This is a genomic window from Phaeovulum sp., from assembly GCF_041596715.1.
In the GTDB taxonomy this organism is placed as follows: domain Bacteria; phylum Pseudomonadota; class Alphaproteobacteria; order Rhodobacterales; family Rhodobacteraceae; genus UBA6213.
This window is the reverse complement of record NZ_JBFHIA010000080.1, coordinates 1-12,004: the sequence shown is the minus strand read 5'-3', so window position 1 is coordinate 12,004 and position 12,004 is coordinate 1. Positions and strand designations below refer to the sequence as shown.

Sequence of the window (12,004 nt, the reverse complement as noted above, 5' to 3'; positions counted from 1 at the left end):
GCAGAAAGGTGTTCGCCAAGAATGCTCAGCGCGCCATCAAGCCCGCCGTTGAAGGCTAGGCCGACTTCGTCCAGCGATTGGCGGAACTCTTCGATCACGTCCGAAAGTGTTGCGCGATCAATCGTTTTCATTGCGGCCATCTGCTCTGTCAGGGCCGTCTGCACCTCGTCCGAAAGCTGCGCGAGCGGCAGTGAGGCACCTTCGGACAAAAGCAGCCGCACGATTACCGCGGCCTTTTGTGGACGAGTCAAAGAAATACGGCCGGAAGGCAAGACCGCTTGCCCCCCGGCCGCTTTCATCGGCGCTATCGCGTTCACCTCGGTCTCCGATGCGTCATTTCCCTGCATCGAACATCGCAGCCGACGGTTAAGGCGGTGTTACGCCGCGCCTTGCCTTAACCGGCAATCACGCAGCCGCCGCCCGGCATCGACGAGCTCAGGGTGCTGGGGCAGCTCAGGGTTTCGGCGACGTCGTCGCCACTGCATTCATTCGCGAATGCAGCGATCGGGAAGAGCGCCAATACTACTGTCGCGAACAGACGAAAAGTTCTCATTGTGGCCTCCTGGGTTGAACCGTGAGGCAATCTCAGCATGGCCGCGACAGATTGTCGCATCACACCCACGTGATCAGCTACCAAACACCCGCGCGAAAATCGTTTCGACATGTTTGGTGTGGTAGCCGGTGTCGAACTTTTCCTCGATTTCGGCGGGGCTAAGTGCGGCGGTCACCTCGGGGTCGGCCAGCAATTCGGTTTTGAAATCCGCCCCGCGCTCCCAGACTTTCATCGCGTTGCGCTGCACCAGCCGATAGCTGTCTTCACGCGATACTCCCGCCTGCGTCAGCGCTAGAAGCACCCGCTGGCTCATCACCAAGCCTTTGAACTTATTCATATTCCTGAGCATGTTCTCGGGGTAGACCACCAGCTTTTCAACCAACCCGGCCAGCCGATGCAGCGCGAAATCCAGCGTGATCGTGGCATCGGGTGCAATGCCGCGTTCGACCGACGAGTGCGAAATATCGCGTTCGTGCCACAGCGCCACGTTTTCCAGCGCGGGCACCACCGCCATCCGCACCAGACGCGCAAGCCCGGTAAGGTTTTCGCTCAGCACCGGATTGCGCTTGTGCGGCATCGCGGACGAGCCCTTTTGGCCGGGGCTGAAAAACTCTTCTGCTTCAAGCACCTCGGTGCGCTGCATGTGGCGGATTTCGATTGCGGCGTTCTCGATGCCCGAGGCGATTACCGCAAGCGTGGCGAAATACATCGCATGGCGGTCGCGCGGAATCACTTGGGTCGAGATCGGTTCCGGCGTCAGGCCAAGCATCTTGCAGACGTGGTCTTCAACGCTTGGGTCGATGTTGGCGAATGTGCCAACCGCGCCCGAAATGGCACCCGTTGCCACTTCGGCGCGCGCCGCCAGCAGCCGCGCCCGGTTGCGCGACATTTCCGCGTAAAAGCGCGCGAAGGTCAGGCCCATCGTGGTCGGTTCGGCGTGAATGCCGTGGCTGCGCCCGATCCGCAAAGTCATCTTGTGTTCAAACGCGCGCGCCTTCAGCGCGGCGAGCACGCGGTCAAGGCCAACCAGCAAAATATCGGCCGCGCGCACCAGTTGGATGTTCAGCGTCGTATCGAGCACGTCCGACGAGGTCATGCCCTGATGCACGAACCGCGCGGCATCGGCACCGACGATCTCGGACAGATGCGTGAGAAACGCGATCACGTCGTGCTTGGTGACGGCCTCGATTTCGTCAATGCGCGCCACATCAAAGGTCGCGTCCTTGGCACGCCAGACCGCCTCGGCATTGGCCTTTGGGATCACGCCCAGTGCGGCTTGCGCGTCGCAAGCATGCGCCTCGATCTCGAACCAGATGCGAAAGCGGGATTCGGGCGACCAGAGGGCAACCATTTCGGGGCGGGAATAGCGCGGGATCATGGCATGGCCTTTCGCAGCGGGGGTCGCGCGCGGTGTAGCCCGCACGCCCCGCTCAGGCAAGCCGCACCTCGCCGTAGCGGTGGCCGCTGTCAGATAAATGCCAGCAACGCCTGCCCGAAACTCGTGGTATGGGCCAAGGCGACCCCAATTCCAGCCAGCGCCACGCTCCGCGCCGTGGTGGTAAGGCTTTCGCGCCCCAGCACGTTATAGGTCAACAAAGCCACACCAACCGGCATCGCCACCAGAATGAGCGCGGTGTTGAGCGTATAGATGCTAACCCGGTGCACCGCAGGCGCATTGCGCGGCGATTGGGCCGGGCGCTCGGGGGGGTAGAGCGCATAGCGGATACGCGCGGCCTCGCTAAGCATTGGCGCGGGCATGTCGGGCAGGGCGTTTGCGATGTCATAGGGTGGCGCATTCAGCTGCCCCGAGGATGCGCGCGTCGGGCTGGCAAGATTACCCCCGGCATGTGTTGCCGATGCGATGCTGTTTGGCGGGCGTATCGCGCTTGATGCGGGGCGATCGCCCGGCTTCGGGTGCAAAGGGCGCGGCGCACGGCCATTGGGCCGATCTGGCGGCGGCTCGGGGTCTGTGTCCTGCGCTGAGGCATCGCCCATCTGCCCTGACAAAACGGCGCAATCGGTGGGCGCGCAGGTCGATGCCATTTTTTCCGGGGCTTCGCCGCGCAGGGTATTTGGCAGGTTATAGGGCGCGCTCGCCGCGGCTTCGGCCAGCACGACATCAAACATTTCCGGCTCGAACATGCCCGGATATTCGGACCAAAGCACCGCTTCGGCGGGGAAGGGGCGCTGGATGCGCCCGACGATAGAGCGCAGCAGCCGCTGGAATCGCGGTGCCAGAGATGGATCGGCTGCGACCTTCGCGCTGATTGCCAACACCATCACCGCGCGATCTTCGCGCTCGCGCGCGCTATCCGATGGGCTCGTATCCCCATGCGCGATCACGATATGCGCGCCTTCTATATTAAAAACGGCGAAGTCATCGTAGGGCCTGCCGAAGGAATAGGGCAACTGCGGGCGATTGCGAAACGCCTCGTCAAACTCGGCGACGATCTGGCGAAAGTTCTCTGCCATTGTTTCTTGATAGAGCAGCGTCGCCACAAATGAGGTAATCGTATGGTCTGCCATCAGACTCTCCAAACTCGTCTGATTGGACCATCACGTAAAAATATGCCCTCAATTTGCAGCGATTGTGGTTAATCCGTGAACACTGAAGCGTTGCCCGTGCCTTGATTGGATTGCGTGCTCAGGCACCGCCGGTGCGGATTGTTGCGATTATCGGGTGAAATGGTCATGGCGCCATGAACGCTTGGTGCGCGCCGTCCGGACGGGCAGCAACCGAGGCGACAGTGGCTCAAATAGAAAGGGCGCCCAAGGGCGCCCTTTCAGATACTGTCCTGCGAAATCAGCAGGAATAGTACATCTGGTATTCGACCGGGTGGGGCGTGTGTTCGTAGGCGTAAACCTCTTCCCACTTCAGCGCCACATAGCCGTCAAGCTGGTCGCGGGTGAACACGTCGCCTGCCAGCAGGAAGTCATGGTCTTTTTCCAGCTCGTAAAGCGCTTCGCGCAAGCTGCCGCAAACGGTCGGGATCGCGGCGAGTTCTTCGGCGGGCAGATCGTAGAGATCCTTGTCCGAAGCCGGGCCCGGGTCGATCTTGTGCTTGATGCCGTCAAGGCCGGCCATCAGCAGCGCCGCGAAAGCCAGATAGGGGTTGGCTGCCGGGTCGGGGAAGCGGGCCTCGACGCGCTTGGCCTTGGGGCTTTCGGTCCACGGAATACGCACGCAGCCAGAGCGGTTGCGGGCCGAGTAGGCGCGCAGAACCGGGGCTTCGAAGCCGGGGATCAGGCGCTTGTAGCTGTTGGTCGAAGGGTTGGTCAGCGCGTTCAGCGCCTTGGCGTGCTTGAGGATGCCGCCGATGAACCACAGCGCTTCTTGGCTGAGATCGGCATACTTGTCGCCCGCGAACAGCGGCTTGCCGTCTTTCCAGATCGACATGTTGACGTGCATACCCGAGCCGTTATCGCCCTTCATCGGTTTGGGCATGAAGGTCGCGGTCTTGCCGTAGGCGTGCGCCACGTTGTGGATCACGTATTTGTATTTCTGGATGTTGTCGGCCTGTTCAACCAGCCCGCCAAAAATCATGCCCAGTTCGTGCTGGCAGGTCGCCACTTCGTGGTGGTGCTTATCAACCTTGATGCCCATGCGCTTCATCGTGCTGAGCATCTCGCCACGGATGTCTTGCGCCTCGTCAACCGGGTTGACGGGGAAATAGCCGCCCTTGTGGCCCGCGCGATGGCCTTGGTTGCCCATTTCGTATTCGGCGTCGGTGTTCCATGCAGCGGCGTCGGCGTCGATCTGGTAGGCGACCTTGGCGGGCGTCACCGAATAGCGCACGTCGTCAAACAGGAAGAACTCGGCTTCCGGCCCGAAGTAGGCCGCATCGCCGATACCCGTCGATTTGAGGTAAGCCTCTGCCTTGGACGCGGTCGATCGCGGATCGCGGCTATAGGCTTCGCCGGTGTCGGGCTCTGCCACGTTGCAATGCACGCACAGGGTTTTTTCCGCATAGAACGGGTCGATATAGACCGAGCCCGCATCGGGCATCAGTTTCATGTCGGATTGGTCAATCGATTTCCAACCGGCAATCGACGAGCCGTCAAACATGAAGCCTTCTTCAAAGAAGTCTTCGTCGACCAGATCGGCGCACAGCGTCACATGCTGCAACTTGCCGCGCGGATCGGTGAAGCGGATATCGACATACTCCACCTCTTCGTCCTTGATCAGTGCCAAGGCCTTGGTAACTGCGCCCATTATTTCACCCTTTCGTTAGAGCATTCTGTCAGGCGGCGAGCCGCCCGAAACTTAAAGAGCATCGTCGCCGGTTTCGCCGGTGCGGATGCGGATCGCCTGTTCGATTGGCGAGACGAAGATTTTGCCGTCCCCGATCTTTTCGGTGCGCGCGGCACCGACGATGGCTTCGATAGCGACTTCCACCATCTCGTCGGGTAGCACCATTTCGATTTTTACCTTCGGCAGGAAATCGACCACGTATTCGGCCCCGCGATAGAGTTCAGTGTGCCCCTTCTGGCGACCAAACCCCTTCACCTCGATCACGCTCAGGCCCTGAATCCCTGCTTCTTGCAGAGCTTCCTTAACCTCGTCGAGCTTGAACGGCTTGATGATCGCTTCGATCTTTTTCATGGCCCGCGATTCCTCTGGATGCTTGTTCCGACCCGTCTGACCACTTTCATCCGTGGCGGGCAATCGGCTAGGCTGGAGCGGTTAGGGCCGAGGGCGGGATTCTCCCGGTGAAGCCTAAAAAATGTGCAACGCGCCCTGCTGGCGGGCGGTTTGCGAACTTTGCGAGCATTTAAATGAGTGAACTCGTCACAACTGCACAAATGCGCGCCATCGAGGCATCAGCGATCGCCTCGGGTGCAACCACCGGGGCGCAATTGATGGAGCGGGCGGCCGCTGGGGTGGTTGCCGCCATCATGGCCGAATGGCCTGATCTTGTGGCGGGGCGGGCGGTGGTGCTTGCCGGGCCCGGCAACAATGGCGGCGACGGGTTCGCGGTGGCCCGGCTGTTGCACGAGGCAGGCTGGGCGGTGCGCGTATTTCAATACGCCGCACCCGCGCAGATGCCGCCCGACGCCGAGGCGATGCGCGCGCGCTGGCGCGCGCTTGGCCCGGTTGCGGATTTTGCCGCTTTTGATGCCAACGCAGGGGATTTTGATTTGGTCGTCGATGCCCTTTTCGGCATCGGCATGTCGCGCCCGATGCCGCCGACACCGCAGGCCGAGGCGCTGCGCAGCCTACGCCCGCGACTGCTGGCCATAGATCTGCCAAGCGGGCTTGATGCAGATACCGGTGCTTTGATCGAGCCTGCGCTTGTCGCCAGCCTGACGGTTACCTTTCACGCCGCCAAGCCCGGGCATTACCTCGGCGCGGGCCCGCAATCCTGCGGCCGCCTAGTGGTGGCCGACATCGGTATCGCATCGTCGCAGCACGCGGCTGATGCCGCCGCGCCCCCCACGCGGCTCATCGAAGTGCCCAGCACACCGCTTGCCAAATCGCCCCATGCGCACAAGTTTCGGCATGGGCACGCTTTGGTCTTGTCTGGCGGATCGGGGCGGGGCGGGGCCGCGCGGCTTGCGGCGCGGGCGGCGCTGCGGGTGGGGGCGGGGTTGGTAACGCTCGCCTGCCCGCAGGCGGCCTTGGCCGAAAATGCAGCACGGCTTGACGCGGTGATGCTGGTGGCGCTGGCCGATGGTTATAGCCTGCGCGGTATTCTGGCTGATGCGCGGATCAACGCGCTGGCGCTGGGCCCCGGCCTTGGGCTGGCGCGAGCGCGCGAAATGGTGCCGGTCGTGCTGTCGCATCACCGCGCGACGGTGCTTGATGCCGATGCGCTGACAGCCTTTGAAGATGCGCCAGACAGCCTTTTCGAACGCCTGCACGCCGCAACCATACTGACGCCGCACTTGGGCGAATTTGCGCGGTTATTTCCCGACATTGCTTCCCGGATGGGCACGGTAGGCTATTCGCGCCTTGATGCGGTGCGCGCGGCGGCAGAGCGCGCGGGGTGCACGGTGCTGCTGAAAGGCGCCGATACGGTAATCGCCAATGCCGAGGGGCAAAGCGCGCTGCACGCTGCGGCCTATGACCGCGCCGCGCCGTGGCTTGCAACCGCGGGGGCGGGTGATGTGCTGACGGGCATGATCGTGGGGCTTCTGGCGCGCGGGGCGGCACCGATGCAGGCAGCCGAAACCGCGGCCTTTCTGCATGTAGAGGCGGCGCGAAGTTTTGGCCCCGGCCTGATCGCCGAAGATCTGCCCGAGGCTTTGTCAGGAGTGTTGCGCGCGCTCGGCGTCTGATCGGTGGCTTCAGGCAGCTTCGGCGTTTGCCGACACGGTGCTGCGCACCGCGGCGCAACCTACCTCGACACCGTCGGCATAAACCACTTGCGGTGCGTCAAACTCTAGCGAGAACAACCGCCGCTTGCCGCCGGGAACGCGGGCTACATAGTCGCCGTCTATCAGCCGCGAAACGGCAACAAGTGCCTGCGCCTTGCCGAACATGGCCTTGGCCCGCCAGTCGCGCACCAAAACCTTTGTGTCGGGGGCCAGCAACAGCGCCTGATCGGGGCGGTCATGCCCAAGCGCCGAGGGCGCAACCCGGATCAGCGGCCCCTGCGCCACGCTGGTGTGCACCGCGCGCAGTCGCATCGCGCCCGAGCGAGTGACAATCCGGTCACCGGGGCTGAGGTATTCGACCGGCAGCAACCCGTCGAGCGTCAATATGCCCGCACCCTGTGCGATAGCAAAAAAGCCGAGAGATTCCTGCACGTCCTGACGCTCGTCGAGGTTTTCCTCGACAACGCGCCCCTTGGTCACATGTGACATGGGGTAATCCTGTGTAGCCTGCTCGTTATTTTTTTCTGACTTTAGGCCAAGATATCGATATCCGCGAGGCTTTTTTTGGGCAGCCCCCTCGCAACCTGACCAATAGGCTGCTAATTGAGCGACTGTTGCGGGTGTGGCGAAATTGGTAGACGCACCAGATTTAGGTTCTGGCGCCCAAAAGGCGTGGGGGTTCGAGTCCCTTCATCCGCACCATATGGCCCAAACTGGGTGCCTTTTCGCCTTGCCAGCAAGGCAAGCGCCCAATAGAAGGGCGGCTGATTTAGCACAAGCCGCGTGTGGCGGCCACCATAACGAAGGAACCCCCCATGCAGGTCACAGAGACCCTCAACGAAGGCCTCAAGCGCGGCTACACCATTACCGTGACCGCCACCGAGCTTGATGCGAAAGTGACGGAAAAGCTCATGGAAGCGGCCCCCGAGGTCGAGATGAAGGGCTTCCGCAAGGGCAAGGTTCCGATGGCGCTGCTGCGCAAGCAATTCGGCGCGCGGATTTTGGGCGACGCGATGCAAGAAGCCATCGACACCGCCATGCAAGAACACCTCGCCTCGAGCGGCGACCGCCCGGCGATGCAGCCCAAGGTCGAAATGGTTGACGGCGAAAACTGGAAAGAGGGACAGGATTTCACTGTCTCGGTTACCTACGAACGTCTGCCCGAGATCCCCGGCATCGAGCTTGGCGGCATCACGCTGGAGCGTGTCGTGGTGAAGGCTGACGATGCCGCGATCGCCGAGGCGCTGGAAGGTCTGGCCAAGAACGCGCAGATCTTTGAAGATCGCAAAAAGGGTGCCAAGTCCAAGGACGGCGATCAGGTCGTGATCGACTTCAAAGGCTCGGTCGATGGCGAAGCCTTTGAAGGTGGTGCTGCGGAAGATTACCCGCTGGTGCTTGGCTCGAACTCGTTCATTCCGGGGTTCGAGGCGCAACTGGTCGGTGCCAAGGCGGGCGACGAGGTTTCGGTCAACGTGTCGTTCCCCGAAAACTACGGTGCCCAGCATCTGGCTGGCAAAGACGCCGTGTTCGCCTGCACGGTCAAAGCCGTGCGCGCGCCCAAAGCCGCCGAGATCGACGACGAACTGGCCAAACGCTTCGGTGCCGAAGACCTCGCCGCGCTGAAGACGCAGGTCGCACAGCGGCTTGAAGCTGAATACGCCGGCGCATCGCGCGCCATTCTCAAGCGTGCGCTGCTCGACCAGCTTGATGCGCAGGTGAAGTTTGACCTGCCCCCAAGCCTTGTTGCCGCCGAGGCAGGGCAGATCGCGCATACGCTTTGGCACGAAGAGCACCCCGAAGATCACGGTCACAACCACGATGCGATCGAGCCGAGCGAAGAGCATCTGAAACTGGCCGAGCGCCGCGTGCGTTTGGGGCTGTTGCTGGCCGAACTTGGCCGTACCGAAAAGATCGAGGTAACCGACGCCGAAATGACCCAAGCGATTCTGGCGCAAGCGCGCGAGTATCCGGGGCAGGAACGCGCCTTCTTCGAATATGTGCAGAAGAACGCACAGGTGCAGCAGCAGATCCGCGCGCCGCTGTTCGAAGACAAGGTGATCGACTTTATCGTGGCCGGTGTCACGGTCAACGACAAGGCGATGACCAAGCAGGAACTGGAAGCCGCTGTCGAGGCGCTCGACGAGATCTGAGGCGACTTCTCCACGCACTACAGTTTCAGGCCGCGCCCTTTTGGGTGCGGCCTTTATTTTTCGGCGTGCCTTGCCACTTGGCGCTGCTAGATCTGTATTTACAAAACATTGTATGGTCGCTGACGCGGCTTGCGCCTGCGTCCTTTGAAAGGAGCTTGCATGTCCCTCATTGATACCGCGCGCCAGTTTGCCGAAATCGCCCACGCCGGGCAGACCCGCAAAGGGCCCGAGGCGGCACCCTACACCGACCACCTTGCCGAAGTTGCGGCGCTGGTTGCGCAGTTTGGCGGGTCTGAGGTGGCGGTGAGTGCCGCATGGTTGCACGATACGGTCGAAGATTGCCAGACCGCGCCAGAGGATCTGCGCGCGCTGTTCGGCGCGGCGGTCGCGGCACTCGTTCTGGAACTGACGGATGACAAATCGCTGCCCAAGGAACGGCGCAAGGCGCTTCAGGTAGAAAACGCGCCGCACAAATCGCCCGAGGCCGCATTGGTGAAGATCTGCGACAAGATTTCCAACATTCGCGCGGTGGGCGAAGCGCCGCCAGTCGGTTGGTCGGCAGAGCGCCGCTTGGCTTACCTCGATTGGGCCGAAAGCGTGGTGCTGCGCCTGCCCGCAGGCGCGGACCCTGCGCGCGCCGTCTTTGCAGCGCAGCTTGCGGCATCGCGCAGGGCGGTAGCCGCGCCCTGACGGGCGCGGCCAAAGGTGGCTATAGCGCGATGCGGAACCGGGCGAAACCGTCTGGCCCTTCGCCTGCCGCCTCGATCTTGACCCCGGGAACGGAGGCTGCGTATTGCGCGCCGCCCGGGCCGGTATCGAACAGAACCGTAGTTCCCGGCATCGGCGCAAACCCCCAGTTGCCATCGGCCGCGGGGTTGATTGTGCCCTGTTCAACGATATAGCGCACGATCACATCGCGGTTGGTGTCGGGTGCCTCGAAGATCACCGTCGATCCATCGGCACCCGGGAAGCTGCCACCACCCGAGGCGCGGTAGTTGTTGGTGGCCACCACAAAGCGCGCCGCAGGGTCCACCGGCGTGCCCATATAGGCCAGATCGACGATGCGGTTGGTGTCTTGGTTGAGCACCGTGCCATCGGTTGCAAACATCGGGGGCTGCGACAGGTCGATCTTGTAGGTGACCCCATCCATCACATCGAAGTTGTAGCTGGGGAAATCGGCGCTCAGCAGCACCTGATCGGCGACACCGGGCGTGATCTGGTTGAACATGCCCGCCGAGCGTTCCAGCCAGCCCTTCAGCTGCGCCCCGGTCACAACCACCGCCCGCACGGTATTGGGGTAAAGGTAAAGGTCGGCCACGTTCTTGATGGCAACATCGCCGATCGGAACATCGGTGTAGTATTCCGGCCCGCCACGGCCACCGGCCTTGAAGGGGGCGGCCGCAGACAGAAGCGGCAGGTCCGCATATTCGCTGCCTGCAAGCATCTGCTTGATATACCACATCTGCGCGATTGAGACGATTTGCACCGACGGGTCGTCGGCCACCAACGCGAAATAGCTGTGAAGTGGGGCGTCGGTCTTGCCCACGGCGCGGCGCACATAGCCAAGCGTTGCGTCATGTTCTGTCTGCGCTGCCGCCAAGACCGGTTGGAAATCCTCAACCAGCGCGGTGATCGAGCGGTCTTCCTCGCGGCGCGAGATCGGGCGCGCCTCGGAAGTATGCGCGGCAATGCGCCATGCGTTGCCATCGCGTTCCAGCATCAGGTCGATCAGGCCCATGTGGCTGCCCCAGAAACCCGCCATTACGCCGGGCTTGCCCATGATCGTGCCGGTGGCGTTGTCGGTGCCCTCGCGCCCGTCGAATGTGGGGCCGGGAAACACTTGGTGCGCGTGACCGGTAACGATAGCGTCGATCCCCTCGACCGCTGCCAGAGGGATTGCGGCGTTTTCCATGCCGTCGCTGGCGGCCGCCGCGCCAATGCCGGAATGGCAGAGCGCGATGATGATTTCGGCACCCTCTTCCTTCATCTGCGGCACCCAAGCCTTGGCGGTGGCGACGATGTCGCGGGTAGAGACATTGCCTTCAAGATGCTTGCGGTCCCAGTTCATGATCTGGGGCGGCACAAAGCCGATCAGGCCGATGCGGATCGGATAGCTGACCCCTGCGCCATCGACGATTTCGCGGTCGATGATGACATAAGGCGGAAGCATCGTTTCATCTTCACGCGGCGATGCGCCCATCTTCTTGACGACGTTGGCCGAAACGATCGGAAAATTGGCCCCGGCGAGAGCGTTCATCAAGAAGGGCAGGCCGTAGTTGAATTCGTGGTTGCCCAGTGTTGAGGCGTCGTAGCCCAGCACATTCATGGCCGAAATGACCGGGTGCATGTTGCCTTGGGCCATGCCGCGTTCGTAGGCGATGTAATCGCCAAGCGGGTTGCCCTGCAAAAAGTCGCCGTTGTCGAGAAGAATAGAGTTTGTGGATTCGGCGCGGACCGCTTCGATAAGCGAGGCGGCGCGGGCCAACCCTACGGTGTCTATGGGTTTGTCGGCGTAGTAGTCATAAGCAAACACGTGTACGTGCAGGTCGGTGGTTTCCATGATGCGCAGATGTGCCTGACCTGCCTGAGCACGTGCCGAAAACGGGTGCAATACAAGCAACCCGGTAGTGCCCGCGATGAAGCCGCGGCGCGTAAGACGAATCGACATGCTGTCATCCTCCTTGAATAATTCTTAAGTGAACATCTATCCGCGATTTCTGGCAAGCGCCTGTAGCGGCGGTGCGCGCCTGAGTGGTGGACATCGCCGCCGTCAATCGCCACTCTGCCGCCCGGCAACTTTCAGGAGAAATGGCGATGCGGCATCTTGACGATCTGGCTCTGCGCAACCTGACCCTTGTGGTCGATGCCGAAGGTGTCGCGACACTCAGCCTCAACCGTGCCGCAAAACGCAATGCGCTCGACGCCGCGACGATCGAGGAGTTGATCGACGTTTTCACGCTGCTGCCTCGCTCGGGCGTGCGCG

General features: G+C 62.1%; 10 protein-coding genes, 1 tRNA gene and 1 pseudogene. 4 read left to right on the top strand and 8 right to left on the bottom strand.

Annotation, left to right across the window (positions count from 1 at the left end):
- From ABY403_RS07375 to ABY403_RS07350, 6 genes and pseudogenes are all read right to left on the bottom strand, one after another.
- Positions 1-317, bottom strand: a pseudogene (locus tag ABY403_RS07375) (flagellar motor switch protein FliG); the annotation flags it as partial.
- Positions 318-394: 77 nt separating this feature from the next.
- Positions 395-553, bottom strand: a complete 159-nt coding sequence (locus ABY403_RS07370; RefSeq protein WP_372840121.1) for a hypothetical protein — start codon at positions 551-553, stop codon at positions 395-397.
- 73 nt (positions 554-626) lie between these two features.
- Positions 627-1,931 carry an adenylosuccinate lyase gene (gene purB, locus ABY403_RS07365; protein WP_372840120.1) on the bottom strand — a complete coding sequence of 435 codons (1,305 nt, stop codon included), beginning with the start codon at positions 1,929-1,931 and terminating at the stop codon, positions 627-629.
- A gap of 89 nt (positions 1,932-2,020) precedes the next feature.
- Positions 2,021-3,079 carry a hypothetical protein gene (locus ABY403_RS07360; protein WP_372840119.1) on the bottom strand — a complete coding sequence of 353 codons (1,059 nt, stop codon included), beginning with the start codon at positions 3,077-3,079 and terminating at the stop codon, positions 2,021-2,023.
- A gap of 277 nt (positions 3,080-3,356) precedes the next feature.
- Positions 3,357-4,766 carry a type I glutamate--ammonia ligase gene (glnA, locus tag ABY403_RS07355; protein ID WP_372840118.1) on the bottom strand — a complete coding sequence of 470 codons (1,410 nt, stop codon included), beginning with the start codon at positions 4,764-4,766 and terminating at the stop codon, positions 3,357-3,359.
- 51 nt (positions 4,767-4,817) lie between these two features.
- Positions 4,818-5,156: a P-II family nitrogen regulator gene (locus ABY403_RS07350; RefSeq protein ID WP_372840116.1), complete on the bottom strand. Its 339-nt coding sequence runs from the start codon at positions 5,154-5,156 to the stop codon at positions 4,818-4,820.
- Positions 5,157-5,329: 173 nt separating this feature from the next.
- Here ABY403_RS07350 and ABY403_RS07345 point away from each other — a divergent pair, with 173 nt between their 5' ends.
- Positions 5,330-6,832 carry an NAD(P)H-hydrate dehydratase gene (locus tag ABY403_RS07345; RefSeq protein WP_372840115.1) on the top strand — a complete coding sequence of 501 codons (1,503 nt, stop codon included), beginning with the start codon at positions 5,330-5,332 and terminating at the stop codon, positions 6,830-6,832.
- Between the two features lie 9 nt (positions 6,833-6,841).
- Here ABY403_RS07345 and ABY403_RS07340 read toward each other — a convergent pair whose 3' ends face one another.
- Entirely contained in the window at positions 6,842-7,360 is a 519-nt protein-coding gene (locus ABY403_RS07340; protein ID WP_372840113.1) for a Hint domain-containing protein, read from the bottom strand.
- Between the two features lie 127 nt (positions 7,361-7,487).
- Here ABY403_RS07340 and ABY403_RS07335 point away from each other — a divergent pair.
- The 3 genes from ABY403_RS07335 (at position 7,488) to ABY403_RS07325 (ending at position 9,711) form a co-directional block, all read left to right on the top strand.
- Positions 7,488-7,573: transfer RNA gene (locus ABY403_RS07335), tRNA-Leu, on the top strand.
- A gap of 113 nt (positions 7,574-7,686) precedes the next feature.
- The gene (tig, locus tag ABY403_RS07330) at positions 7,687-9,021 is read left to right on the top strand and encodes a trigger factor (RefSeq protein WP_372840111.1); all 1,335 of its coding nucleotides are present in this window, start codon (positions 7,687-7,689) and stop codon (positions 9,019-9,021) included.
- Between the two features lie 159 nt (positions 9,022-9,180).
- Positions 9,181-9,711 (top strand): HD domain-containing protein, encoded by a 531-nt coding sequence (locus tag ABY403_RS07325; protein ID WP_372840110.1) that lies wholly within the window; start codon positions 9,181-9,183, stop codon positions 9,709-9,711.
- A 19-nt stretch (positions 9,712-9,730) separates the two neighbouring features.
- Here the strand turns inward: ABY403_RS07325 and ABY403_RS07320 are convergent, their stop codons facing one another.
- Positions 9,731-11,689: a bifunctional 2',3'-cyclic-nucleotide 2'-phosphodiesterase/3'-nucleotidase gene (locus tag ABY403_RS07320; RefSeq protein WP_372840108.1), complete on the bottom strand. Its 1,959-nt coding sequence runs from the start codon at positions 11,687-11,689 to the stop codon at positions 9,731-9,733.
- Positions 11,690-12,004 lie beyond the last annotated feature (315 nt).

What these genes read in the sequence shown, in the direction of transcription:
- ABY403_RS07370 (WP_372840121.1), bottom strand. Translation starts at nt 553, where the DNA reads ATGAGAACTTTTCGTCTGTTCGCGACAGTAGTATTGGCGCTCTTCCCG.
- ABY403_RS07320 (WP_372840108.1), bottom strand. Translation starts at nt 11,689, where the DNA reads ATGTCGATTCGTCTTACGCGCCGCGGCTTCATCGCGGGCACTACCGGG.
- glnA (WP_372840118.1), bottom strand. Translation starts at nt 4,766, where the DNA reads ATGGGCGCAGTTACCAAGGCCTTGGCACTGATCAAGGACGAAGAGGTG.
- ABY403_RS07345 (WP_372840115.1), top strand. Translation starts at nt 5,330, where the DNA reads ATGAGTGAACTCGTCACAACTGCACAAATGCGCGCCATCGAGGCATCA.
- purB (WP_372840120.1), bottom strand. Translation starts at nt 1,931, where the DNA reads ATGATCCCGCGCTATTCCCGCCCCGAAATGGTTGCCCTCTGGTCGCCC.
- ABY403_RS07325 (WP_372840110.1), top strand. Translation starts at nt 9,181, where the DNA reads ATGTCCCTCATTGATACCGCGCGCCAGTTTGCCGAAATCGCCCACGCC.
- ABY403_RS07340 (WP_372840113.1), bottom strand. Translation starts at nt 7,360, where the DNA reads ATGTCACATGTGACCAAGGGGCGCGTTGTCGAGGAAAACCTCGACGAG.
- tig (WP_372840111.1), top strand. Translation starts at nt 7,687, where the DNA reads ATGCAGGTCACAGAGACCCTCAACGAAGGCCTCAAGCGCGGCTACACC.
- ABY403_RS07350 (WP_372840116.1), bottom strand. Translation starts at nt 5,156, where the DNA reads ATGAAAAAGATCGAAGCGATCATCAAGCCGTTCAAGCTCGACGAGGTT.
- ABY403_RS07360 (WP_372840119.1), bottom strand. Translation starts at nt 3,079, where the DNA reads ATGGCAGACCATACGATTACCTCATTTGTGGCGACGCTGCTCTATCAA.